The 24772-nt window shown below is 46.8% G+C and carries 21 protein-coding genes; 4 read left to right on the top strand and 17 right to left on the bottom strand.

The genetic code is table 11. From position 1 onward, the window contains the following. Positions 1-18: 18 nt before the first annotated feature. The 10 genes from C0033_RS11575 to C0033_RS11530 form a co-directional block, all read right to left on the bottom strand. Positions 19-1251 carry a phenylacetate--CoA ligase gene (locus C0033_RS11575; RefSeq protein WP_103228035.1) on the bottom strand — a complete coding sequence of 411 codons (1233 nt, stop codon included), beginning with the start codon at positions 1249-1251 and terminating at the stop codon, positions 19-21. Between the two features lie 9 nt (positions 1252-1260). Beyond that, positions 1261-1854 carry an indolepyruvate oxidoreductase subunit beta gene (locus C0033_RS11570; protein WP_103228034.1) on the bottom strand — a complete coding sequence of 198 codons (594 nt, stop codon included), beginning with the start codon at positions 1852-1854 and terminating at the stop codon, positions 1261-1263. Between the two features lie 16 nt (positions 1855-1870). Further along, positions 1871-3685 (bottom strand): indolepyruvate ferredoxin oxidoreductase subunit alpha, encoded by a 1815-nt coding sequence (gene iorA / locus C0033_RS11565; RefSeq protein WP_103228033.1) that lies wholly within the window; start codon positions 3683-3685, stop codon positions 1871-1873. Between the two features lie 19 nt (positions 3686-3704). Further along, positions 3705-4451, bottom strand: coding sequence for an energy-coupling factor transporter transmembrane component T (locus tag C0033_RS11560; protein ID WP_103228032.1), 747 nt, complete (start codon positions 4449-4451; stop codon positions 3705-3707). 4 nt (positions 4452-4455) lie between these two features. Further along, a complete protein-coding gene (locus C0033_RS11555; RefSeq protein ID WP_103228031.1) occupies positions 4456-5271 on the bottom strand; it encodes an energy-coupling factor ABC transporter ATP-binding protein in 816 nt (271 codons plus the stop codon). A 29-nt stretch (positions 5272-5300) separates the two neighbouring features. Further along, on the bottom strand, positions 5301-6137 hold the full coding sequence (locus C0033_RS11550; protein WP_103228030.1) for an ABC transporter ATP-binding protein: 837 nt from the start codon (positions 6135-6137) through the stop codon (positions 5301-5303). Between the two features lie 16 nt (positions 6138-6153). Beyond that, on the bottom strand, positions 6154-6693 hold the full coding sequence (locus C0033_RS11545; protein ID WP_103228029.1) for a tryptophan transporter: 540 nt from the start codon (positions 6691-6693) through the stop codon (positions 6154-6156). 490 nt (positions 6694-7183) lie between these two features. Further along, entirely contained in the window at positions 7184-8677 is a 1494-nt protein-coding gene (locus tag C0033_RS11540) for a tripartite tricarboxylate transporter permease (RefSeq protein ID WP_103228028.1), read from the bottom strand. Between the two features lie 12 nt (positions 8678-8689). Continuing rightward, on the bottom strand, positions 8690-9142 hold the full coding sequence (locus C0033_RS11535) for a tripartite tricarboxylate transporter TctB family protein (RefSeq protein WP_103228027.1): 453 nt from the start codon (positions 9140-9142) through the stop codon (positions 8690-8692). Positions 9143-9181: 39 nt separating this feature from the next. Next, complete coding sequence (locus tag C0033_RS11530) at positions 9182-10294, bottom strand: tripartite tricarboxylate transporter substrate binding protein (RefSeq protein ID WP_180994688.1); 1113 nt, start codon at positions 10292-10294, stop codon at positions 9182-9184. A gap of 381 nt (positions 10295-10675) precedes the next feature. On the opposite strand from C0033_RS11530, the gene C0033_RS11525 reads away from it, so the two are divergent. From C0033_RS11525 to C0033_RS11515, 3 genes are read left to right on the top strand one after another with little or no spacing between them, the layout of a single operon-like run. Further along, entirely contained in the window at positions 10676-11800 is a 1125-nt protein-coding gene (locus C0033_RS11525) for an ROK family transcriptional regulator (protein WP_103228025.1), read from the top strand. A 36-nt stretch (positions 11801-11836) separates the two neighbouring features. Next, positions 11837-13294 (top strand): sulfatase-like hydrolase/transferase, encoded by a 1458-nt coding sequence (locus C0033_RS11520; RefSeq protein ID WP_103228024.1) that lies wholly within the window; start codon positions 11837-11839, stop codon positions 13292-13294. A gap of 36 nt (positions 13295-13330) precedes the next feature. Next, the gene (locus C0033_RS11515) at positions 13331-14857 is read left to right on the top strand and encodes a sulfatase-like hydrolase/transferase (protein ID WP_103228023.1); all 1527 of its coding nucleotides are present in this window, start codon (positions 13331-13333) and stop codon (positions 14855-14857) included. A gap of 144 nt (positions 14858-15001) precedes the next feature. On the opposite strand, the gene C0033_RS11510 is transcribed toward C0033_RS11515, so the two are convergent. From C0033_RS11510 to C0033_RS11495, 4 genes are all read right to left on the bottom strand, one after another. Continuing rightward, positions 15002-16648, bottom strand: coding sequence for a hypothetical protein (locus C0033_RS11510; RefSeq protein ID WP_103228022.1), 1647 nt, complete (start codon positions 16646-16648; stop codon positions 15002-15004). A gap of 17 nt (positions 16649-16665) precedes the next feature. Continuing rightward, positions 16666-17508, bottom strand: a complete 843-nt coding sequence (locus tag C0033_RS11505; RefSeq protein ID WP_242984480.1) for a TPM domain-containing protein — start codon at positions 17506-17508, stop codon at positions 16666-16668. Positions 17509-17546: 38 nt separating this feature from the next. Continuing rightward, a complete protein-coding gene (locus C0033_RS11500) occupies positions 17547-18605 on the bottom strand; it encodes an ATP-binding protein (protein WP_103228020.1) in 1059 nt (352 codons plus the stop codon). An 87-nt stretch (positions 18606-18692) separates the two neighbouring features. Beyond that, on the bottom strand, positions 18693-19943 hold the full coding sequence (locus C0033_RS11495) for an SPFH domain-containing protein (protein ID WP_103228019.1): 1251 nt from the start codon (positions 19941-19943) through the stop codon (positions 18693-18695). A 1065-nt stretch (positions 19944-21008) separates the two neighbouring features. Between C0033_RS11495 and C0033_RS11490 the strand changes: the two genes are divergently transcribed. Further along, entirely contained in the window at positions 21009-22223 is a 1215-nt protein-coding gene (locus C0033_RS11490; protein WP_103228018.1) for an IS256 family transposase, read from the top strand. 304 nt (positions 22224-22527) lie between these two features. Here the strand turns inward: C0033_RS11490 and C0033_RS27040 are convergent, their stop codons facing one another. Genes C0033_RS27040 through C0033_RS11480 form a run of 3 tightly spaced genes read right to left on the bottom strand, consistent with a single transcriptional unit; the run spans position 22528 to position 24770 of the window. Beyond that, positions 22528-22692, bottom strand: coding sequence for a hypothetical protein (locus tag C0033_RS27040; RefSeq protein WP_180994687.1), 165 nt, complete (start codon positions 22690-22692; stop codon positions 22528-22530). A gap of 7 nt (positions 22693-22699) precedes the next feature. Then, on the bottom strand, positions 22700-23791 hold the full coding sequence (locus tag C0033_RS11485; protein WP_103228017.1) for a M42 family metallopeptidase: 1092 nt from the start codon (positions 23789-23791) through the stop codon (positions 22700-22702). Further along, positions 23784-24770 carry an ATP-binding cassette domain-containing protein gene (locus C0033_RS11480; RefSeq protein WP_103228016.1) on the bottom strand — a complete coding sequence of 329 codons (987 nt, stop codon included), beginning with the start codon at positions 24768-24770 and terminating at the stop codon, positions 23784-23786. Before C0033_RS11480 ends, C0033_RS11485 begins: the two co-directional genes overlap by 8 nt. Between the last annotated feature and the right edge of the window lie 2 nt (positions 24771-24772).

Here is a 24772-nt window from a genome sequence, read left to right as displayed (position 1 = left end):
GAAGAATTTGGGCAAAACTTAATATCTGTTATCAAATACTCTTGTTGATTTTTTCTCACTTCTCGGAAGCTCGCCGATCTCCACCAGCTTAACCACAGGAGTCAGACCGATCTTATATTTAAACTGCTCTCCGATCTCGCTTTCCAGAAGATAATGGTTTGTACCCGGATTTGCCTCCACAAACAGAGTCAGAATATCCTTTCCATATAAATGATCCACCATTACCTGATATTCGCTGGAAGCTCCCTTTATATTCTGAAGCATCTCCTCGATCTGGCTTGGGAAGATATTAACGCCTTTCACCTTCAGCATATCGTCGGTACGTCCGATCAGCGTATCGATTCTCGGGTACTGGGAACCACATGGGCATTCGCCGGTCATAATTCTGGAAAGGTCATGGGTTCTGTAGCGGATTAACGGAGCGCCCTCTTTTTTCAGCGTGGTAATTACGATCTCGCCCACTTCGCCGTCAGGAAGAACTTCCCCGGTTTTCGGATCTACGATCTCTATGTACACATAATCATCCCAGTAGTGCATTCCGCACTGGCTGTCACAGCTGATCGCAATGCCCGGTCCGTAAACTTCGGTCAGGCCATAGATATCATACAGGGAAACGCCCAGCTCATGAGCGATACGGGCACGCATTTTCTCGCCCCATCTCTCGGAACCGATAATTCCTTTTCTCAGGTGAATCTTTTCTCCGATTCCTCTCTTATCGATCTCCTCCGCTAAAAGAAGGGCATAAGAGGAAGTTGCGCAGAGCACCGTAGACTCCATATCCATCATCATGCGCAGTTGTTTATCCGTATTGCCCGGCCCCATGGGAATTACCATGGCGCCTAATTTCTCAGCGCCGTTTTGGAAACCGATTCCTGCAGTCCACAGCCCATATCCGGGGGTAATCTGCACACGGTCCCTGTTGGTCACACCCGCCATCTCATAGCAGCGCGCAAACATCAGCGCCCAGTCATCCACATCCTTCTGGGTATAAGGAATGATCACAGGGATTCCCGTAGTTCCTGAAGAAGAATGGATTCTGACAATCTCTTCCTCCGGTACAGCCATCAGCCCAAGTGGATAAGCTTCCCTTAAATCGCCTTTCCAGGTAAATGGAAGTTTTTCAAAATCTTCCTGTGACTGAATGGAATCCACATCAATTCCTTCCAGTTTCTGCTGGTAAAAACACTCTTTGCTCTTCAATTTCTTTAACTGCTCCTTGATAACAAGGAATTGTGACTCTTTCATCTTCATGTGGTTACCTCACCGTTTCATATTTGACACGCTGGCCGCTCCCAGTTGCAGCGCCTTGCGGTTCATATCCTTTAATTTATCCGGAACGCGGTTCATCACCGCATTTTCCATCTCTTCTATGGTAATTCCAAGCATCCCGCCTGCTGCCGCAGCTCCCAGCAGGGCCACATTCAGCACCTTTGGAGAGCCGCATTCCTTACAAATGGACGTTCCATCCACCAATACCAGGGATTTTACATGTTCTTTCAGATATTCCACCGCTTTGGTTCCCGAATACCCGCCGATCCCAAGGGATGCGGTAACCGGTAAAATGGCGTCCGGGCACACGATCATGCTGCCGCCTTCTTTCAGATACGGGATCGCCCGCATCGCTTCTCCCGGCTCAAATGCCATGATAACGTCCGCCTGCCCCATGGGAATTAAAGGGCTGTAAATCTCCTGTCCGAATCTTACATGGCTCACAACGCTTCCGCCTCTCTGGGCCATGCCGATCGTTTCCGCACTTTTTGCTTTCATGCCCTTTTCCATCGCCGCCTGAGCGATCAGTTTGGATGCAAGAACAGTACCCTGGCCGCCTACGCCGCATAATAAGATATTCTTCATCTGTCCTTCCTCCTCCCTAATATTCGATGGCTTCTACAGAGCAGACCTGGGTACACAGGCCGCATCCCGTACAAAGCGCAGAGTCAATGGTTACGTCCCCATCGCTGGAAACAAGAGCCGGGCAGCCGATTTCTTTGATGCATTCCTGACATTTTACACATTTATCCTGATTAATGCGGCATACGTGGTCCGGCTTCTTTGACAGCGCCACACAGGGGTATTTGAAAATAATCGCTTTTACGCCTTTTACGTCAGCCAGACGGCGGACCGTATCGATGGAAGTTTTTAAATCCACCGGATTCACGGTAACCACCTCGGCCACTCCGATTCCTTCCAATACTTTTGTGATATCGATCTTATCCACCACCTGACCCATCATGGTCTTTCCGGTGCCCGGATGAGGCTGATGGCCGGTCATGGCCGTGGTGGAATTATCCAGCACGCAGACGATCAGATTGGCCTGATTGTAAACCGCATTGACGATTCCCATAATTCCCGATGCAAAAAATGTGGAATCGCCTGCAAATGCGAAATACGTCTTATCCGGCTCGATCTTTCCCAGCCCCTGAGCTACGGTGATGCCGCCGCCCATACAAAGGCAGGTGTCCACCATGTCAAGAGGCTTTGCATTGCCCAATGTATAACAGCCGATATCTCCGCAGAACACCGCTTCTCTGCCTTCCATCGCTCTCTTTACCGCATAGAAGGACGCCCTGTGGGAACATCCCGCGCAGAGAACAGGCGGGCGGATCGGAAGATCCGGAGTGGGTGAAAACTGCTGTTCTTTCACCGGCATAGCCGGAATCAGAACGCCTTCCTCCACATCCAGGTAATCGCCGAGCACCTGGCGGACGGATTCCACGCTGTTTTCACCGGCGCACTGCACGTCGCGGGTCATCTTCCCTCTGATCTTAACCGGAAGATGGTATTTGCCGCATAAAAGCAACAGTTCCCGCTCCAGAACCGGATCCAGTTCTTCGATGGCGATGACTTCGTCCAGCCCTTCCAGGAATTGAAGCGCCAGCTTTTCAGGGAACGGATAAGGGGTTGCTACCTTAAATACCTTCACTCCCTCATAGCCGTTCAGCGCTTCTTCCACATATTCGTAGCTGATTCCTCCCGTTATGATTCCTTTGCTGCCGGAACCTTTGATCCGGTTAAAACGGTAGGAAGAAAATTCTTCTGATATATTAGGAGTTCTTTCTAATTCAATTTTTTTATGGTTCTGATAGGACAGTTTTGGGAAAATAACCCATCTGTTCGAATCCTTTATAAATCCTTCCGGAGCCGGATATTCAGGACGTTTTTCCATGTCGATAGTGGCATAACCGTGGCAGACTCTCGTGGTCGGGCGGAACAGCACCGGCGTGGAATATTTTTCCGATATCTCAAATGCATCCCCGATCATCTCATATGCCTCTTCCGGCGAAACCGGATCGAAGACCGGCAGTTTGCTGTAAGATGCAAATGTTCTCGTATCCTGCTCTGTCTGGGATGAGATGGGGCCCGGGTCATCGGCAACCATAATCACCATGCCGCCCTTTACCCCTATGTAAGACAAACTCATCAGCGGATCTGTGGCCACATTCAGCCCCACCTGCTTCATCGTAGCCATGGTTCTGGCTCCGGTATATGCGCCTCCGGCTGCCACTTCCAGACCTGCCTTTTCATTGGCCGACCATTCCACATAGACGTGTCCCGGATTATATTTTGCCACCGCTTCCAAAACCTCGGTGGACGGCGTTCCCGGATAGCCGGAAACCAGCTTGACGCCTGCTTTAATGGCACCCAGCCCAATGGCCTCATTACCCATAATAAATTGTTTACTCATGTGCGAACATCCTCCTAAGCTAAATGAGCGCTGCTGCGGTGATCAGACCCACACAGCAGGCCAGTGTTACGATATCTCTCCGGTGAAACGGGTATCTCTTATACCCCGACTGCCTGGTCCGCAGATCAAACCCGCGTATCTCCACCGACATGGCGCTGGCGTCCGCCTTCCTCACCGAAGTGATTAGCAAAGGCACGCACAGGGGCAGGATCAGTTTCATCTTCCTGATAATATTATTGGTATCAAACTCCACTCCTCTGGCCGTCTGAGCTTCCATGATCCCGTTCATCTCCGCGATAAACATGGGAATGAAGCGTACAGCCGTTGTCAGAGTGAATGCATACTTATAAGGCATATGCACCACATCCACCAGCGCATTGGATAAATCGTTCATCTGGGTCACAGTGAGCACCAGCGCCAACGGTATTGTTGCACCTATTAATCGTAACACAATTTTGCCTGCAAGTAAAATACCAGCATCCGTTATGAACAAAAAAATTTTATTTCCGTCTCTCACGAACAAAAGCTGGAGCACAAATAAGAATAAGCAAACCTTACAAAGCCCTTTTAAAAGGGAAACCGCCTTTGAAAATACGCCGCCGCCGGCTCCGATGGCCAGATCTAAAGCGATAATGCCCAGAAGAAACAAAAGATTGTCACTCATAAAACAGGCCACACAGATTGAAAATGACAACAGAATTTTGGTTACCGGATTCATATGATGCAAAACCGTATGGCCCGGTACATAATCTAAGATTCCCTTCATCGCCCTATTCCGCCTTTCTGATCTCAAATTCAAGAGCGTCAACCATCTCTTCCACCGTATCCGCATAGTAAAACCTGCCGCCCAGCCGGACAGCCAGGCCCGTGATCTGGGGTGGAATCAGGGACGCCCTGCGCATCACCACTTCATTTCGAAAGATTTCTCTCGTCTCTCCATCCGCTAAAAGAGTTCCTCCGGCCATTTCCAGCACCCGGTCCGCATAATCCAGCACCACTTCCATATCATGACACACCATGACCACCGTAACCTGTTTCTGCCGGTTCAGTTCCCTGACCGCATCCATGATCTGCTTGCATTCTTTATAATCAAGTCCTGTGGTGGGTTCATCCAGAATCAGTATCTCAGGCTCCACCACCAAAAGGGATGCCAGCGCCACCCGCTGCCTCTCTCCCCTGCTGAGCCGGAACGGATCGCGTTCACCGTCCAGCCCCAGCTTTAAAAGCACTTCTTCCACTTTTCTGTCTTTTTCTTCTTTTTTAAGATCCGTCACAAGATCCAGGCCGAAAAGCAGTTCTTCCCTCACCGTATTCCTGCAAAGTTGCCGGTCGGGATTCTGAAACAGAAAACCCACATGTTTGGCAATCCGGCTGGTTTTCGTTGTCCTGGTATTCCGGCCCATGACCGTCACATCGCCGGATACAGGCTTTAACAGCCCGTTTATCAGCTTTGAGGTGGTGCTTTTGCCTGCGCCGTTTTCTCCTGCCAGCGCCACGAATTCCCCTTTTTGTATTTCAAAGTTCAGCTGATGGATCATGATATTATCTCTGGAATATCCAAACGAAACATTGTCAAACCGTATCATAATTACCTCTCATTCTATCTGTTTTTGCCTTACATGGACCTGCGGACCATTTCTTCCGCTTCCTTTAAGTTCAGACAGATTCTTCCGTCCCCGTAACCTGCTTCCTTCATGGCATTTGATAAGCTCACCACTCTTGGACACTGGACTCCGATGTCCTCCAAATCCCTGCTGTGTTTCAGAACATCCCTGACCGGGCCGTGATAGACCAGTTTCCCTTTCGACAGCACTCCCAGCTCTTTTACAAATTCGCAGAGCAGCATGATCTTTTGTTCCACCACCACAATTGTCATTCCATACGTTTCATTCAATTCCCGGAGAAGGGAAAAGATCTGCCTGCTGCTCCCCGGGTCCAATTCCCCGGTCGGTTCATCCAACAAAAGGATATCCGGCCTCAATGCGATGATGGCCGCGATTGCCACCTTCTGCTTCTGCCCACCCGAAAGGGAATTGATGTCCCTGTAACGCAGCCCGGTGATTCCCACCATCTCAAGGGCCTCTGCAATCCGTCCTTCGATCTCTTCTCTTGGAACTCCGAAATTCTCCAGCCCGTACAAAATCTCATCTTCCACTATGGATGCGACCATCTGGCTGTCAATATCCTGAAATACGGTTCCCACCGTTTTAGATAAGTCTGTAAGGCTGGTATCAAATGTATCTTTGCCGTCTACCAGCACCGATCCATAATAATCGCCCTTAAAATGATGAGGGATTATTCCATTTACCGCATGGAGCAGTGTGGTTTTTCCTGCGCCGGAGGGACCGATAATTCCTAAAAATCCGCCTTGTGGAATCTCCAGATCAATTCCGTCCAGCACTTTCTTCGTTCCCGCCTCATATGTAAAATGCAGTCCATTTACCCGAATCATATGACACCTTCCTGTTTTATTTTTTAAGAGCCGCCTTTAACGGGATATATAAAATCTGCACGATAATGCAGTTAATAACGGCGGTACAAAGCACAATCGGCACATAGGCAACCAGGCTGGAAGGCGTGGCTCCCATGAAGAGGAACAGGCAGACCGTAAAGCTGCCGCCGCTCACTAAAGTCGCCAAAAATGTGCTCACTAACGGTTTGATATTCAGTTTTCCAAGGCTCATCGGCATCATCACAAGCGCCGCCATGGTAACTGCTCCAAGCAGTTCAGATATAAAATTGATATATGGGCTTCCCGGTAAGAACTGGCATACAGCGCCGGCTAACAATCCGATAACCGCTGCTTCCACTACCTTTGGACGGATGAGTAAAATTGCCAGACAATACATTGCGATAATAAAGTTTGGCTTCATCCCGAAGAAATTAATTACACTGCCTACACACAGTTTAAGAACGGCTCCAGCGGCCAGTAAAACCGCCACCAGAATCAGGTCTGAAATCTGAAGACCCTGTTTTATCGTTACTTCCATCACTCTCTTGTTTTCCATCGTTAAATCCTCGCTTTCTTTGATAAATAATAAGTTATAATGGCACTATTTTTCGTATTCATGAATCTGAGGGGGCCGCCTGTGATATTATGGGTTTTCCATACCGGTCTGGTTTTCCCCTGGTAACGTTTAATTCATTCATTTTATAAAAACAAAAAGACCTGCCCTAACGAAAGGGCAGGTCGAAATAAACGATACCTGCGGTGCCACCTTATCTGATTCACCAAAGAAATACTTTTACGAAAATGCCAACACATTCTCTGCCTTTAACGCAGGCCTACGTTCCGGGTACTTAAACACATAGATTTATATGTCTGTTCACCTTTCCCTCTGCGGTCCATTTACCGTCCAGCTTATCATAGGGCTCTCAGCTACCCCTACTCTCTGTGGATGCTCACTACGGCTTGATCTCCGCTTCATCGGTTTAACGTTATGCTGTTGTGCATCATTGCTGATGTTGTTTTTCATTATAAACGCTTTCAGGCAATTGTCAATATATTTTTTTAATTTTCTCTAAACTTAAAGCCCATAGCCTTTTTACCCACGGAAAGATAATAACAAATATTAATAAACTAAAAATCACTTTCGAGCAAACGGACTGAACAAATATATCTAAACTACCGCCTGACAGCTCCAAAGAGCGGCGAAAATTGCTTTCTATTAACGGTCCAATCACATAAGCGATCATGATCGGCGCTAACGGATAATTCATTCGTTTTAGAAAATAGCATATGATACCGACAGCAAGAGCAATCCAAAGATGTACAAAATTCTTCTTTCCGGCATATGTGCCGATAATCAAAAATACCATGATTACCGGTACCAATACTGATCCGGGCACAGACAATATTCTCGCAAAAAATGGAGTTAAAAGCCTTCCCAGAATATACATAGCTGCAACAGAAAGAAAAAAGCCATAATAAATTCCGTTCAGCAATTCAGGGTCTGTACTAAAAAGGCTTGGTCCTACCTTAATGCCATGGATCATAAAAGCCGACGCGATAATTGCAACCGCTGGAGCTCCCGGGATTCCCAAAGCCAGTTCAGGTATCAATGAACCTGCTACACAAGCATTATTCGCTGATTCAGGAGCAGCAATCCCCTGCGGCTCGCCCTTGCCAAAATTCTCCGGATGTCTGGAAGTTTTTGTTGTAAACAACAGGGACAACCACGATGCTATCGCTCCGCCTAAGCCAGGAAAAATCCCAATCACAGTTCCCATAGTGGCTCCCGACAGAATAGGTTTTGCCACATGGAAATACTCCTTTGCAGAAAGCCTGCTCTTCAACTGCTTCGCATCGGACACATAACGTATGTTAAGGCTTTCGCTCACCATAGAGAGGATCTCAGGAACCGCAAATATTGCCACTGCCATAGAAACGGTATAGATCCCATCTACTAAGCCCGGAATCCCAAGCGTAAACCGGCTGGCACCTGTAAAGCTGTCGGTCCCCACTGTACAAAGCATAAGCCCCAGCAGCACTGAAATCAGACCTTTTAAAATCTGAGTTGAACTTATGGTGATTATGGCAATGATTGCGATCAGCCCCAGCATACAGTAATCAGGCGCATTAAAGCGAAGGGAAAACTCCGCCAAAGGCTTGGTAAGCAGAAGCAGCGCAAATGCACCGAACAGACCGCCGATCGCCGAGGCAAACAGGGAATAATGCAGAGCTTTTCCAGGTTCCCCCTTCTTTGACATGGCATATCCGTCTAACGCGGTGGCTGCTGCCGAAGGAGTTCCCGGAATGCCCAGCGTAATCGAAGAAATTGATCCTCCATATTCCGCTCCCTGGTACGCAGCAAGCAGCATAACAATAGCAGACAGCGCTTTCATCCCATAGGAAAACGGAAGGAGCAGCACAATGGCCAGAGCCGTGCCCAATCCAGGCATGGAACCCACTAAAAGTCCTATGAAGGATCCGATAAATATCAAAGCCAGATTTTCTGCAGTCAGCAGAAGAGAAAAATCGTATTGAAACATAATACTGCCCCCTTATAATTTAATTCTCATCAGCACACCAAAAGCCAGGTAAACAAACACCATAAGAGATGTGCTTATCATCAAATTAAGGCAAATATTTTTTCTGCAAAAGCGCCCTCCCTCATTTCTGTAAGCAAATAAAAGCAGCAGTGAATAAATGCCTCCCCACATGTAAAACAAACCAAATTTCTGCCAGAGAAAAAGGAATCCACATGTAGCCGCCACAGTAACACCAGTCAGAGGAAAATTTGAAATTGTAAACGCTGTATTCTCCTCTCCGATTATAGTCTGAACGAGAACGATCAGACATAAAAGCGCCAGGACACTTCCGATGATTTTGGGAAATTCATAAGGACCAATAAAAACCATCTTATAGGCAGGCGCAGTAAAAGATTTATAGAGATAATAGCAATCCGCTGCCAAAAGTCCTATAACTACCAAAAGATTCATTTTTTTCTCTGTCATGCTGCCGCTCCTTTCAAAATTCAGCTGTCAGACCGCTAATCAGCCGTAAATCTGTTCCATAAGGCCCGTTTCAGTCAACACTTTTTCATAAAATTCATAAGCACTTTTTACTGTTTCCGTAAATTCTTCTCCATTCTGGAATGTTCCGTCTACCCATGCATTAGCATTGGTCAATGCTTCAATTACCTCCGGATCATTAAATACCTTCTCGAATGCAGATTTAAGTTTAGCAGTTACCTCCGGGTCCGTTCCTGCTTTCAAGCAGATCCCCTGGAACGCAACTCCTTTTGAAGTATAACCCAGTTCTCCGAGAGTAGGAATTTCTTCATATCCCTTATACTTGGTATCTGTAGTAAAAGCCAGGATTTTGAAATCTCCACTGTCAATTCCAGCCATACATTCAGAATAGCCCAATACCAGTCCTTCAATATGTTTTCCTAAAAGACCAGCCACAGTTTCAGAAGCATTGCCGTAATTAATCACATTATAATCCATACCGCTTTCCAGTTTCAGACCCTGCAGGCACATATTATGAACCGTAGAAGCCCCCGGTACGCCAAAACGAAATTTTCCCGGATTTTCAGCTACAAAGTCCTTCCACTCTTCAAAAGTACTATAAGGAGCATCCGCGCTCACAACCATAACCTGCGGCTGTGAAAAAACATTATAGAGCATCTCAAAATCAGTATAATCATATGTACAGTCTGAGGAGAATGGAGTCAGACACAAAAATGCTACCGCAAGACTTGCAATACTGTACCCGTCTGCATCCGCAGCCAATACCGGCATCAGCTCATTCATACCTCCCGCACCGCCTGCGTTTTCAATTACAATGTTCTGCCCAAGTTCTTCACTCAGTTTTGGTGCGATAATACGGGCAATGGTATCTGTAACATTACCTGCATCTTGTACGTACCAGGTTATTACCTTTTCAGACGGGTATTTACCGGCGGCCTCCGAATCTTTCTTTTCAGTTTCCGTACGTACCGCATCAGATTCTCCCTTTGATGAACCGGTAGGATTTTGTAATTCTGTTTCTGTTCCTGATTCTGTTTTTGCTGCAGCTCCATCTGCGCCGGAACCGCCGCCACAGGCCGTCAGCCCTGCAGTCATACTGGCTGCCAATAACACAGCAATTATTTTTTTCTTCATATGCATCCTCCTTGATCTTTCGTTAAATGTATTGTTCCTCAAGCTCCTTAATAAATGAAATGCACCTTCTTTCCTTAGCCTAAAACATAAAAGCACTGGTTTTCCTGTTTTTTCTTGTGTTGCCCGCCCTTGCAACTTATATAAATTAACTTTACTAAAGTTCATTTTCAGTATATAGGAAAATGCAAATATTTGTCAATATGTATTTGGTATTTTTTTATAATTCAGACTATATATCGCCTTGATATTCGTCTTTTTATACAAATTAATCAAAAAATATAATTGCTTTTTCCATTTTAGCCTGTTATAATTGCAATCAAGATATATAAAATACATTTACATATCTTCAAAAAACAAACTATCGTAAAGGAACTAATACATATGAAGAAAATGACAGCTTCCGAAATTCGGGATTTTAATCAAAGTCAGATATATAAATTAATATATCAATCAGGACGCATATCACGCCAGGATATTGCCGACAGGCTGCAGCTGAGTATGCCCACCATCTCACAGAATCTGAAACAATTGGAAGAAAAACATTTAATTGAACGCAACGGCATGTTCCAATCAACCGGCGGGCGCAAATCCGTCGCTTATACATGTGTCAGCAATGCCCGGATTGCAATCGGAACACAAATTACCGAAAATCATGTCCGTATTGCTGCCATAGATTTATTCGGCAAAATAATAAAACGGGAACATCATGAACTTAAATATTCAAATCATTCCGCATATTATGAGAAATTTGGAGAGATGGTAAATATTTTCTGTCGTTCTCTTAACCTCTCCGGCCAGCGGATTCTTGGCATCGGTATCGCTATCAAGGGTCTGTTGTCAGCCGACCGCACAACAGTCACGCAAAGTGTCCGGCTGGGAAGCGCAGGTGCCACACTGTCGGATTTTGCTGCCCATCTGGACCATCCCTGCAGTCTGGTTCACGATGCAGAAGCGGCTGCAGAAGCCGAAATTTGGTTTTCACCTCAGACCGACAACGCCCTCTATGTATCATTGAATTATGATCTTGGCGGAGCGCTGATCATGCATGGGCAGATTCACCGGGGCAAAGAATACCGGGGAGGCCTGATTGAACATATGATCCTATTTCCCAATGGCCGGAAATGCTACTGTGGTAATTACGGCTGCGTATCCGGATACTGTTCAGCACGTGTACTGCTCAGCGAAACCTTTCCATCCTATGAAGTTTTTTTCACAAAACTCCGCTCTGGCAATGCAGAGGCCGAAAAACAATGGACGGAGTATCTGAAAAATCTCTCACTTGCCCTGAACAGTATGCATATGATGCTTGACTGCGATATCATACTGGGAGGCAATATCGCGGGATACCTGACGGTTGATGATCTGCGCCTGCTGCAGGCGGAAATCCGCAGTCAGTCCGTATTTTCGCCGGTGTCTGATTTCATACGAATCGGACATACAGAAATTGACGTTTTTTCCTGTGGCGCCGCCCTGCCATATATACGTAACTTTTTAGCTAACTGCTGATTCCCCGGTAAAGACACGGGAAAGGAGGAATTTGATTTGAAACAACCTAATATTCTTTGGTTTTGTACAGACCAGCAGCGGTATGATACCATTGCCTCACTTGGCAATCCGCATATCCATACCCCGAATCTGGACCGTCTCGTCCAGGAAGGCACCGCCTTCACACGCGCCTACTGTCAGAATCCTATCTGCACGCCCAGCCGTTCCAGCTTTATGACAGGAAGGTATCCGCGCACAGTCCGCGCTTCCATCAATGGAAATGAACATTTTTCTAAAGATGAAACACTGGTAACAAAACTGCTGTCAGATGGAGGTTATACCTGCGGCCTGATTGGAAAACTTCATTTAACTTCTCACTATCGTCGCATGGAAGAACGGACAGACGACGGATATACATATATGAGATGGAGCCCTCAGCCCTGTGACGACTGGGCTCCCGGCCTGAATCAATATATAGAATGGCTAAAGCAAAAGGGGGTTGACTGGCATAAAGAATATGATATGCCTTGCGAATGGCCGCCCAGAAATGGTTATAAAATCCCCGAACGAATTCAGGGAATGGCCGAAAAAGATCATCAAACCACTTGGTGCGTAGAAGAAGCCATTGAGTTTATCCGCGGCCACAGTAAAGAGAAGCCTTGGTGCCTCAGCATCAATCCTTTTGATCCTCATCCGCCCTTTGACCCTCCGACAGAGTACAAGGACAAACTTGATATACAAAATATGCCGCTTCCTCTTTGGAAGGAAGGAGAACTCGACAATAAACCTGCCGCACAAAAAGACTGCTATCTCCACGGATCACAAAAAGGCATGGTGCGGGATACTGTTTCTATGACCGATGATGAGAAACGGGAATGCACCCGCGATTACTATGCTGAAATCGAATTAATTGATCACCAGCTGGGCCGTCTTCTGGATTTTTTAGATCAGTCTGATCTGAGAAATGACACCATCATCGTCTTTATGAGCGATCATGGCGAAATGTTGGGAGATCATGGCATTTACTGGAAAGGAGGATATTTTTATGAGGGTCTGATTCATGTCCCGCTGATTTTCTCCTGTCCCGGCCGAATTCTTCAGGGCGTCAAAAGCACTGCGCTGGTCGAATTGGTAGACGTGGCACCTACTCTCCTGGAATTGGCCGGACTTCCCGTACCAGAATATATCCAGGGAAAAAGTCTGTTAAATATATTGACTGGAGAAATGTCTCCGGATTATCATAAGGACCGCATCTACACAGAATTTTATTTTTCCACCATGCTGATGCATAGAATCTACGCCACAATGATGTTTGACGGCCGCTATAAGATAGCCATACACCATGGAGAGGATATCTGCGAGCTGTATGACCTGGAACAGGATCCTGACGAATTTAATAATTTGTGGAACAACAAAGAATTTGCCGGACTGCAGAACCAGTTAACCAGAGAATGCTTTGATCACTCCGTCCTGTGTAATATCGATAAGGTAATGGGCTGCCGCTTTAATTATTGATAACCTTACATACTGCAAAATTTTGGAGGATATTTTATGAGCAAATACGCAAATACGCGCCCCAATATACTGTTGGTTGTAACAGACCAGCAGCGGTTCGACACGCTGGGCTGTTATCAAAATCCATATGTGGATACCCCTAATCTGGATCGTTTTGCCTCAGAAGGCGTGCTGTTTAAGAACGCTTACTGTCAGTCTCCGGTGTGTACCCCCAGCCGGGCATCTTTCCTGACCGGGCGGTATCCCAGAACCACACGGTGCCGTGCTAACGGTCAGTCTATTCCGAAAGAAGAACGTCTCATTTCACGCGTGTTGGCAGACCATGGATATTACTGTTCTTTGTCTGGAAAACTTCATCTGGCGCCTTGCGGCCCAACGGCATGTCCGATCCATGAAAAACGGATTGATGACGGTTTTACGGAATTCCATTGGGCGCACAATCCTTCCGGCATCGGAAACGCCGGACTGCCGGAATCCGGGGGAACCTACTGGAGTGCTAACGAATACAGCCATTGGTTGTTTAAACACGGAAAAAAATATGAATATACAGATTATGATGAGAAAGGCTACGTTAAAACCGGCATGGAGGAAGAATATCATTTCACCAAGTGGTGCATCGGCAATGCTATCGACTGGATTCGTTATTCTGCGGAAGAAAAGCAGCAGATGCCGGACATTGTAAGCCCGCCTTGGTTTTATAATATCAACCTCTTTGATCCGCACCATGCCTTTGATCCCCCTAAACGCCTGTTGGACAAATATTTAGAGCGTGCAGAGGACCTTCCTCTTCCCGGTTATCGGGCCGGTGAATTAGACGGCAAGACCATTTTTCAGAAACTGGATCATCAAAGTGCTTACAACAACACCTCAGTCGCCCATCACTTCTCTTTTGACGAAATGAGCGATTATGAACATAGGATTATCAAAGCCGCTTATTACGCCATGGTGGAGATGATTGATATCCAATTCGGCCTCCTGATGAATGCCTTGGAAGAAACCGGGGAGGATAAAAATACAATCGTAATCTTCACCTCAGATCACGGAGAAATGCTGGGGGATCATGGAATTTACTTAAAAGGTCCCTATTTCTATGAAGCCATGGTACATGTTCCCTTAATTTTCTCCTGGAAGGATCATTTTCCGGGCGGAAGGCAGCTGGACACCCTGACTGAGCTGACCGATCTGACACCTACTATCGAAGAGTTCTGTCTGGGCACAATTGAACCGGGCGTGCAGGGCCGTTCTCTGGCTGCTATCCTGACCGGTGAACAGAATCCTGATACGCATCGCAGCAGCGTATATTCTGAATATTGTGAGGCTATGCCATGGCATACCAAACCGGAAGCATACGGCTCCATGGTATTTGATGGCCGCTATAAGCTTTCCCGGTACTGTTCATCAAAGGAAGGGGAACTTTACGATTTGTTGGAAGACCCTAATGAATTCTGTAATTTGTGGGATTCTGCGTCACATAAAGATATAAAAATACGGATGCTGGAACTATTAGCCGATCGTTTGGAAGAAACCGTCGATCCTCTGCCTTTGCCTACAGATAAATGGTAATATACACATTTTATTAGCTATTCATAATAAAAGCCGGCTTTATAATCGGCACAGAAAAAGACAGCAGCAAAATGTATAACTTCATTTTGCTGCTGTCTCCTAATATAGACTTCCGTCCAACTCCATATAAAACTTTCTCAAAGCTTATCTCTGTTCAAACTCCAGATTATCAAAAACCATAACTGTGCAGATTCCATCTCTGCAGGGCAGACATTCCAGTTTCACCTTATCTCCCGGTTCAGTAAGGGCCAGTTCATTGCTCAGATCATATGCACAAATGAAAATCCTGTCTTTTTCCTCTTCCAGAATCATCTTATATGTCAATCCATCTCCCAACGGCTCACTGGCAATCCTCAGTATCGTTCCGGTCACTGTCTCCGCATTTTCTCCGGTCACAATTCCATCTCCGTTATTGTTAATCACCTGACGGAAATTCCTGAGCGCACTGTTAATAGTCTCTCCGGTACCCACACTTGTATAATTCGCTACAGATACAAACGCATACTGTTTAATCAGTCCCGCATTGTCCTTCAATGTCATAAAATACGTGGGTCTGCCATCCAGATTGATAATCATCGGGAACGAAGCCCTGTATCCAAACTGCTGGACCTTACCTTGTGCGGACTGCATGGCCGCTGTCTCCGTAGCCCCGCTCATCTGGTATTTTCTCACCTCTTTTGTCACCATGTTGATCATCATAAATCCAATGGCGGATTCATCAGAGCCCACGCTGGTAAGACCGGTAAACAAGAAGCAGTCGGAATTATTATATACAATGATGTGTCCCTGGCTGGGCCTGAATTTATCCTGATTAGAGAAGTTCAGGAAACCGTGCACATATTCGCCCTGGTTCTGAATCTGCTGCATGATGAAGTCCTCCGGCTGGACACGGTCCACCCATTCCGGTATATTCTCCTTCTGATAATGGATTCCCTCGCCTGTAGTGGCGTTCACCAGCAGGATTCCGTCGGCCTCCGGCAGAGAAAACAGCCATTTATTCTTATAGCTGGTAAGCACCCAGTACGGATTACCGTCGTCGTCCAGCTCAAAGGAATAATCGGTCAGGCCGCGGAACAGACCTCCGTTGAAGAACCGCACATGGCGGTTTAAATCGTCGAAAATATAAGCATTGGGCTGGTATTTCAGCTTGTGGCTGCTGACCAGCTCCACGTCGTTTAAGTCAGTTGCGGAAACCACGATGTATCCGGCGGAACCGTCCATATTTTTCAGCCATTTAAAGAAACCGGAATGCTGAAGAGGTACTACCCATACCAGCTTGTCATTCACAGTCTGGATCACCGGTTCTCCCAACACCACCTGGCTTCCGAGGCCCGGATTTTCTCCAACCTTTTTATCCGCCAGCTCCCTGGCAAGGGCCTGATCCACGATGGGCAGCTGTGCAAGAGAAAGCGGCTGTACCGTATCGGTAAATTCCGACGTATCTGCATGGCCCAATTGATCCCTATAAGCAGGATAATTGAAAATAGGAGTGGACAGAATCATCACAACTATATACAGCACCCAGATCACCGCCAACAGGGTCACGCCCTTTTTTACCCCTTTGATACTGCTGTCCATGCTGAGATGCATCCTGTGATAAGCGTCTGTTTCCAGGCGCAGACCGCCAAGGGCCAGCAAAAAGTTGAGCCCCACATAGCAGCTCAATATGAAACACCATGCAAATGCCCCGTCTGAATACAATGGATTCAGATTCGGTCCGTTAATAATAATCATCACCAGGAAAAATACTGTCAGCAGTACATTAAATTGTAGCCGTCTCTTTTTAGTCATTTAGCAACCCTCTTTCTTTAAAACTTCCGGCTTCCGCCGCCGTGGCTTCTTCCGCTGGAAGATCTGTGGACACTGCTTCTTCCCGATCCGCCGCTTCTTCCGCTTCCTCCGCCGGATGAAGTATTTCTCGGTATAATCGCCTGTGTCACAAATTTATTGACCAGATTATCGGTCTGATTTCTGAAACTGAAACAGCAGTCCGCCCTGTAGGCCAGATTAAAATTAGCTGCCTGCTTCCGCTCGCTTTTCATCTCATACTTTCTGACAACCGAAAGGCAGGCGGAACACGCCGTAAACAGGGAGACCCCTAAGGCCAAAAGCCATTCATACCAGCGTATGCTTCTGTGAAAGCTTATCCTTCCGGTTTCCACATCATAGATATATTGCCCGGCCTGAATGCCCTTTTTGTAATATTTTAAAGTATCTTTCAAAAACTGATCCACACATCCCTTATAATCGGCGTCAGACGCGTATTCATAGATCCGGTCCAGCATGGATTCCACCCGTTTATCCGTCAGATAACGGCGCATGATTCCGCTGGTGGAGATGGTCAGCTCTCTGTTATCCATATCGATCAAAAACAGCAGGCCGTTATAATCATTCCCGGTTCCAAAGCCGCCGTAATCATAAAAGTCATCCGCATAAGCGACAGCGCTCTTTCCTCCTGAATCCCTTGTGGTGACCACCACCACGTCCATCTTCATCTTCTTCTGAAGTTCTGCAATCTCCGTTTCCATGGACGATATCTGGGAATCCGTAAACAGACCCGCATCATCGAATACCCTTTGGCCATCATCCGCTTTTTCAGCGGCATTTACCACCGCCGTCATGAAAAGGAACGAACAGAGAAATGCTGTCATCCATATACAGATATTTTTTCTTATTTTGCTCCAACTCATCATATAAAATACCCCGCAATCAAGAGAACAGCCAGAATCGGGAAAAATACCTTTGCAAACAGAACGGCCAGCTTGCCTTTATCCGCAGGCAGTTCCCCGCAGATCTTTCCCGTCTGTCCGTTACAAGCAAAATAATAGATCTTATTCTTAGCCTGATCCCTGTATGTCAGAGTCCATACCGGCATCAGCGCGTACTTCCAGCTTTCGTCATCCACATTGATGCGGCAGGACCTGACGTTTAAGGAATCATAGCCCACCACCTGATTTTTCAGGCTGCTCTGGGCATACTGGCGGATTTCCGTGTTGACATCCGCTTCAAAATCCTTACTGTTCATATCCCTGTTTTCCGCTATAAAACCGGAAAGATATCCGAGGGAAAAATCCTTCAGCCCCTTCATTTCAAAAGGCAGCACGCCTTCTACCAGCTGTTTGTTGGCCTTTTTCAGCGCATTACGGGTTACATGCTCCACTTTCATCTGCCCGCTTCTGTCCACCTGGTATTTCTGGGTTTCCGTATACCGGATATTGCCCATCACCCACGTTTTAATCTTCGTCCCCTCAGCCTCCATATCCCCGTCTACCTGGCAGCTGTAAAGCCAGTATGGAAAATAAACGCCGGATATTTTCTCAATCTGGTCCTTGGAGAAAAATGCGTTCGGAACATATTTTTTCTTACCAATCCATTGCGTGAATATCTCCACCGCCTTGTCCCTGTCAATAGCAAATGGTATCACAAAGTCCGGATGATATCCGCCTGTCATCCTGCCTGCCAGCACAACCGGATTGTGGCAGTAATAACAAAAGGATGCCGCAGTCGTCTCGTCTGTCACAATCTCAGCGCCGCAGCTGGGACAGGTATATAAAACCGTCCGGGATTCACTTTCCCCCTCCGGACCGGTTTCCGTTACAATCTGTTCGGCGCTTTCCGCCTTCTGAGCTTCGTCCAGCTCTTCCTGAGTGAATTCAGAAAGGCAGTAATCGCACTTATAATTCTGGGCTTCCGGATCAAATTCCAGGCCGCCGCCGCAGTTTGGACACTTGTATGTAATAACTGACATCGTTTTTAATCCTCTTTTTACGTCATATACCAGGTCATTTAATGTTAAGGGTGAAGGCATTTCACGAAATGCCTTCACCTTTTAATGTTAATCCCTAGGTCTGCCGCATTCGCTGCAGAATTTTCCGTTGTTCACCGTACCGCAGCTGCAGGTCCATGGTCCCGCCGGAGCCGGTTTCGGACTTCCGCACTCGCTGCAGAACTTACCATGATTCACATTCCCGCAACTGCAGACCCACTCTCCCGGAGCCGCAGCGCCCGCCTGTGGAGACGGTGCCGCTCCTGCCATAGCCGGAGCTGGGGCCGGAGCCTGCTGAGGCTGAACCTGAGGCTGGCCGTATGGCTGCTGCATCTGCATCTGCTGCATATTAGCCGCCGACGCCGCTCCCATGAAGTTTCCACCAGCATTCATTCCCATACCCATGCCCATGAATCCGGCAAGGGCGCCGTTTGCATTGGAACCGGCCGCTTCCATTCCGCGCGCCATAGCGCCCTGCACATATCCCTGGCGCACATTGGGATCACCCAGCATGGCGCCTTCATTCCGCATATTGATCAGTTTCATGGAATCCTCGTCATAAGAAATGCTGGCGATACCCACCGCCTGAATCTCCATGCCTCTGGCCCGTCTCCATTCCTCATCCAAAGTGGTAGCCATATACTGTCCCAATTCTCTGCCCTTAGAGGAAACAAACGAGATCCTGGTACCGTCTGCCGACATCTGGTTAATGGATGACTGCAGTGCTTCCAAAAATTCATTCAAATACTGTTCATTGATAGATTCAATCCCCACCCGGCTCTGATTCTTAGGAATAACCTCTGCATAAAACAGAATCGGATCAGTAATCTTAATCGAATAAGTACCATGAGCGCGCAAAAACAGCTCTGCATTATAAAAATTATCAAAATAATTAATCGGATGGCGCGTGCCGAACTTAATTCCCTTTATCTCCTGAAGATTGATAAAATACACCTTCTGGCTAAGCGGCGTCTGCCCTCCGTAACGTACTCTGTTAAATGATTCTTTTAACGTTTCCCCAAATTCCCCGTTAAATAAAGACGGCAGCGTTGAATTATTCACCGTGTAATAGCCTTCTTCCGCCGTATAATCCACTACCTTCCCGCCATCCACCAGCATCATAAACTGGTTCGGGTAAACATGTATAACGGAACCGTTGGAAACCGTATTGTCCGTTCCCTTGGTATTCTGGCCCTTTCTGATTCTCACCCCGCTGGTAAACACAGTCTGTGAATCCATGTCCCCCGCTTCGAAGACGTCCAACCACTGATCCGCCAGTGAACCGCCGATTGCGCTTGTAACTGCCTTAATAATTCCCATAGTATCCTCCAATCACTGATTTAATCATTCTAAGATGCGCCGGACAGACAGCTCCCCTGCCCGAATACAATTTGCTATTAGTTTATCATAATATCCCCAGAAAGTCTTGAACTTTTTCTTACTATAAATAGATTTGCAAATCTTTATTTAGTTAACTAAGAGACGCCGGAAAGAAGGGGAAGCCCAGGTGGGCGGGGGAAGTATTAAGATCAATGGGATTCGGGATTCGCCCCTAAGATGTACTAAGACCCGCGAGGACAAAAAGAGACAGGACCGCGCCCATTCGCAGTGAACTCTTGATGACTTCACTGCTCAAGGGGCGCTTAGAACCTGATTCGGAATTCAGTTTCTACCTGTCTCTTTTTGTCCTCGCGGATCTAAGTACATCTAAGGGGTTCCATACGATCCCATTGATCTTAATACTTCCCCCGCCCACCTGGGCTTCCCCTTCTTTCCGGCTGTTACTTGGCTAGCTAAGGGTAAAAAAGATTTGGTGGAGTAGTGAGTAAGTTTTTACATCAACCGTGAAGGGATTTTCAGAAATGCCTTCATGATTTAATGTAAAGAGTGAAGTCGTTTCGTGAAATGCCTTGACGTTTAAAGTAAAACCTGAAGTCGTTTCTGAAAATCCCTTCACGATCTATGTACGAACTATGTAAATGTAGTGCTACATAAATACCTACGCACCAAAATTGTTTTTAACCAGGCCAGCGAAAACCAGCCCGGAATCGGGAGGCGGAGCCGGGAGACGAAGGTCGGAGGGGCCGTCCGAGCCGGGGAAGGAAGATGCAGACAGATCGGATCGTATGGAACCCCTTTAGAACAACTAAGGCCCGTAAGGGCAGAACGAGGCAGGTAGAAACTGATTTCCGTGTCAGTTTCTAAGGCGCCCTTGAGCAGCGAAGTCATAAAGAGTTCACTGCGAATGGCGCCGGCCTGCCTTGTTCTGTCCTTACGGGCCTTAGTTGTTCTGGTTATGTAACAAATTTTGTGTTTTTGGAAAAAAATGACTTCTTTTTGGTAAGAATTACGATATGACAATTTTTACCAGAAAGGAGTCTTTTTATGGCGATTGCTAAGGAACAAGTTCAACAAATTCTGACACAAAATGATATTCAGAGCGTGTCGGATCTCTATTATTTAATGAGGGAAAGTTTTAAAGACATTCTTCAGGAGCTTCTTGAAGCAGAGATGGATGCTTCTCTCGGCTATAAGAAAAATCAAAAGGGGAAACGGTCCACATCCAATAAACGGAATGGCCATTCTACCAAAATTCTTAAAAGTCAGTTTGGTGAATTCCCTGTTGAAATTCCACGGGACAGGGACAGCGAGTTTCAGCCGGTTCTCATACCCAAATACCAGAGGGATGTGTCTGAAATTGAAGGCAAGGTTATCTCTCTCTACAGCAGAGGCATGAGCACACGGGACATTCATGACCAGCTGCAGGACCTTTATGGAATTGAAATGTCTGCTGAAATGGTCAGCCGGATTACGGACCGGATTCTTCCGGAACTTCAGGAATGGAAATCCCGCCCATTGGAACCGATGTATCCGTTTGTTTTTATGGACTGCATTCATTACAAGGTACGGGATGAGGGCAGAATTGCCAGCCGTGCTGCGTATATCATCCTGGGGGTAAACGTAAGCGGTCATAAAGAACTTCTGAGTGTAACCGTAGGGGTAAATGAAACCTCTAAGTTCTGGATGGGAATGTTAACAGACTTAAAGAACCGTGGAGTTGAGGATGTGTTATTCTTCTGTGTGGATGGACTTCCAGGCTTTAAAGAAGCGATCAACGCGGTGTTTCCTCAGTCTGAGGTTCAGCGCTGCATTGTCCATATGTTGCGTAATTCCTTTAAATATATCAATGATAACGACCGGAAGGAATTTGCCTCAGATTTCAGGAAGGTCTATCAGGCATCCACGGAACAGAATGGCCTGGCAGCACTGGCATCTTTAAAGGAGAAATGGGGAGAGAAATATCCTTATGCAATCTCAAACTGGGAAGAAAACTGGCCGGATTTAAGCGCCTTCTTCCAGTTTTCAAATGAAATACGGAGAATAATGTACACAACCAATGTGATCGAAGGATTAAACCGCCAATTCCGCAAGGCCACCAAAACGAAGAGCGTGTTTCCAAGTGACCGTTCATTGGAAAAAATGCTGTATTTAATAAGTCAAAATGTAACGAAAAAGTGGACACAGCGTTATACGAATTGGGATCTGGTATTAGGTCAATTACTGATCGTATACGAGAAACGTCTGGAACGATATATGTAAAAGGAAATGAGGCTGGCAGGAAAGACATCCTATGCCAGCCTCAAACTAAACTGTATTAGCATTTAGAGTATTACCATTTTCCCGTTATTTAATCAAGAAGCCAAGAGTAGGCATTACATTCAAAAAAATGGTATCCTGAATGCTTATTTGTGATGGAAAAAAATAGAAAAAAATCGTATAAGTTTCAGGAATCGGGTAATACTAATAGTAAGAATAGTAAGGAAGTAAAAACGACACGAATAACCGACACAATTCGCCTTTCCTCATGTACATATCTAATTCTTACCAAACGAAATCATCGGTCTCAGGACACAAAATTATTTACAGTCTCGTTGTTCTTAGGGGCGAATCCCGAATCCGATCTGGCTGCATCTTCCTTCCCCGGCCTGGACGGCTCCTCCGGCCTTCGTCTCCCGGCTCCGAATCCCGATTCCGGGCGTACCCTTTCGCCACACCCGTTAAATAACAATTTAGTGTTACAGCAAATCCTGCCGCATGATGTGAGCGATTTTTTCCGGGTTCAGTCCCCGGATCACCTCTACTGCCATCTTGACGGTTGATTCAATATCCTCTTTTGAGCAGAAATTATAATGGCTGTGCACGTATCTGGAAGGGATTCCCAGAACCAGAACCGGAACTGCCTGATTGGTCAGGCTGATCTTTCCTGCGTCTGTGCTGCCGCCGCGGCGCACCGCATCCTGGTATTTGATTCCGTATTTTTTGCCGATCTCATGAGCGTACTCGATGAATACCGGATTGGATACATAGCTGTTGTCCATATGGCGGATTTGAACGCCTCCGCGCATACAGCATTGTGCGATTCCCACGCGGAAGTAAGAATCGTCTGCCGGAGAACCCTCGAATACGATGGCCATATCCGGTTTTACCTGCTGGGCGGTCACGGTCGCGCCGCGCATTCCCACCTCTTCCTGGGAAGCGAATGCGCCTACTACGTCAACTGCCAGCTGATCCGATTCCTCTTTCAGCGCCTGCATGGTCTCGATGATGCACATGCAGCCCAAGCGGTTATCGAAGGCCTTGCCCATGCAGAGGCCGCGTTCTTCGTCATATTCAAAGGTAACGTCCGGCATAATCGGATCGCCCACCTGGATTCCAAGCTCATTTACCACTTCATCCCTGCTGACAGCGCCCACATCCACCAAGATGTCTTCAATTGCCAGAGAATTATCCGCTTTCTGTGCGGCAGTCATAAAATGCACCGGTTTTGAGGTCGTAATTCCCTTGATCTTTCTTCCGGAAGCGGTTCTTACAATCACGGTATGGGCCGGAAGGCTGGTCATATGAAAACCGCCCAGCGTGATGATACTTAAAAGGCCGTTCTCCTGAATCGCCTGAACCATGAACCCGCATTCATCCGTATGGGCATCCAGCATGAATACCGGACGGCCGCCCTTTTTGCCGGGCATGGATGCGTAAACATTGTTCATCGCGTCATTTTTAAGTTCCAATCCTTCACAGTGCTTCTTAACCTCTTTTAATACTTCCTCTTCAAATCCACTTGGTCCAAATGCATTGGACAAATCTTTGATAATGTTAATATCAGCCATGATAAGCCTCCGAAGTCCATTTTTTGATTTCTTCATCTGTTCCCAGAACATAATGCTGTCCGCCGATCAAATGCTGGGTTCCCACATTATAATCCACTCCTGCGGTACTGTAATCATAGCTGATCGCCGTCCTCGTCTTCTCAACATTGGGGTTGGGATGAGGAATGGCAGACAGAAGGGAAATGGTATACGGATGAACCGGATTGGAAAAGATCTCTTCCGTGGTTCCCGTCTCAACCAGGTGTCCCAGATGTAAAACACCGATTCTGTCTGAAATATATTTTACCATGGACAGGTCGTGGGCAATGAACATGATCGCCGTTCCTGTCTGGCGCTGAATCTCCTTCATCAGGTTCACCACCTGAGCCTGAATGGACACGTCCAATGCGGAAATGGCTTCATCCGCAATGATCAGGTCCGGGTCCATAATGAGGGCGCGGGCGATTCCGATACGCTGCCTCTGTCCTCCCGAAAACTGGTGAGGATAACGGTTAGCGTGTTCTTTCGAAAGACCCACCATCTCAAGAATCTTATAGACCTTTTCCTCCCGTTCCTTAGAATCCTTGTACATATGATGAATATCAAGCCCCTGGGCAATGATGTCCAATACCTTTTTACGGGGATTCAGACATGCCATAGGGTCCTGGAAGATCATCTGCATCTTGGTGCGGAGATGTTTTGTCTGCTCCGGCGTCAGCTTGCCGGATATATCAACTCCGTTAAAATCCAATTTGCCTGCCGTTGGTTCATACAGGCGGATAACGGACCGTCCGATGGTGGATTTTCCGCTTCCCGACTCCCCTACAAGACCATATGTCTCTCCCGGATAAATCTGGAACGAAACTCCATCCACCGCTTTTACCGTGAACTTTTTGCTCACTTTGAAATACTGCTTTAAATTGCTGACAACAAGCAGCGGTTTTTGTTCTCCATGCGCTGCGGAGGTGGTAGCATTTACGTCAACTGCTGTATTTTCCATAC

Origin of the sequence: Clostridium sp. chh4-2 (assembly GCF_002899675.1) — a bacterium.
Lineage (GTDB): Bacteria > Bacillota > Clostridia > Lachnospirales > Lachnospiraceae > CHH4-2.
Note: the sequence above shows the minus strand (reverse complement) of the source record. Positions and strands in the feature narration are given on the sequence as shown.

Coding starts and splice junctions, on each gene's coding strand:
- C0033_RS11540 (WP_103228028.1), bottom strand. CDS start 8,677: ATGTTTCAATACGATTTTTCTCTTCTGCTGACTGCAGAAAATCTGGCT.
- C0033_RS11515 (WP_103228023.1), top strand. CDS start 13,331: ATGAGCAAATACGCAAATACGCGCCCCAATATACTGTTGGTTGTAACA.
- C0033_RS11575 (WP_103228035.1), bottom strand. CDS start 1,251: ATGAAGATGAAAGAGTCACAATTCCTTGTTATCAAGGAGCAGTTAAAG.
- C0033_RS11550 (WP_103228030.1), bottom strand. CDS start 6,137: ATGATTCGGGTAAATGGACTGCATTTTACATATGAGGCGGGAACGAAG.
- C0033_RS11490 (WP_103228018.1), top strand. CDS start 21,009: ATGGCGATTGCTAAGGAACAAGTTCAACAAATTCTGACACAAAATGAT.
- C0033_RS11545 (WP_103228029.1), bottom strand. CDS start 6,693: ATGGAAAACAAGAGAGTGATGGAAGTAACGATAAAACAGGGTCTTCAG.
- C0033_RS11525 (WP_103228025.1), top strand. CDS start 10,676: ATGAAGAAAATGACAGCTTCCGAAATTCGGGATTTTAATCAAAGTCAG.
- C0033_RS11500 (WP_103228020.1), bottom strand. CDS start 18,605: ATGTCAGTTATTACATACAAGTGTCCAAACTGCGGCGGCGGCCTGGAA.
- C0033_RS11555 (WP_103228031.1), bottom strand. CDS start 5,271: ATGATACGGTTTGACAATGTTTCGTTTGGATATTCCAGAGATAATATC.
- C0033_RS11530 (WP_180994688.1), bottom strand. CDS start 10,294: ATGAAGAAAAAAATAATTGCTGTGTTATTGGCAGCCAGTATGACTGCA.
- C0033_RS11495 (WP_103228019.1), bottom strand. CDS start 19,943: ATGGGAATTATTAAGGCAGTTACAAGCGCAATCGGCGGTTCACTGGCG.
- C0033_RS11510 (WP_103228022.1), bottom strand. CDS start 16,648: ATGACTAAAAAGAGACGGCTACAATTTAATGTACTGCTGACAGTATTT.
- C0033_RS11485 (WP_103228017.1), bottom strand. CDS start 23,791: ATGGCTGATATTAACATTATCAAAGATTTGTCCAATGCATTTGGACCA.
- C0033_RS11570 (WP_103228034.1), bottom strand. CDS start 1,854: ATGAAGAATATCTTATTATGCGGCGTAGGCGGCCAGGGTACTGTTCTT.
- iorA (WP_103228033.1), bottom strand. CDS start 3,685: ATGAGTAAACAATTTATTATGGGTAATGAGGCCATTGGGCTGGGTGCC.
- C0033_RS11535 (WP_103228027.1), bottom strand. CDS start 9,142: ATGACAGAGAAAAAAATGAATCTTTTGGTAGTTATAGGACTTTTGGCA.
- C0033_RS11480 (WP_103228016.1), bottom strand. CDS start 24,770: ATGGAAAATACAGCAGTTGACGTAAATGCTACCACCTCCGCAGCGCAT.
- C0033_RS11560 (WP_103228032.1), bottom strand. CDS start 4,451: ATGAAGGGAATCTTAGATTATGTACCGGGCCATACGGTTTTGCATCAT.
- C0033_RS11505 (WP_242984480.1), bottom strand. CDS start 17,508: ATGACAGCATTTCTCTGTTCGTTCCTTTTCATGACGGCGGTGGTAAAT.